Raw genomic sequence first — 226 nt, 5'->3', positions numbered from 1 at the left:
CCTGTGGCTGAAGGGCGGCGCCCGTCCGGTGCGGATGGAGGCCATGACCGACGCCGGCACGATCGACGCCGACCTCGCCGCCGCGCTCCCCGAGGCTCCGGAGGAGACCGTCGTCCCGACCGAGGAGCAGTCGACGAACGCCGGCACGCTGCTCGGCGAGAAGTGGGCCGCGGCGGTCCAGTGACCACCCTCACCGCAACGGGGGCGGATGCTGCGGCGTCCGCCC

At 75.2% G+C, this 226-nt stretch carries 1 pseudogene; it reads left to right on the top strand.

The features are described from left to right. Positions 1–184, top strand: a pseudogene (locus tag DSP71_RS05925) (ABC transporter substrate-binding protein); the annotation flags it as partial. Positions 185–226: the final 42 nt, after the last annotated feature.

This window comes from Microbacterium sp. H6 (assembly GCF_003314775.1).
Lineage (GTDB): Bacteria > Actinomycetota > Actinomycetes > Actinomycetales > Microbacteriaceae > Microbacterium > Microbacterium oxydans.
The sequence above is the reverse complement of the archived record's forward strand: the minus strand, read 5'-3'. Positions and strand labels throughout refer to the sequence as shown.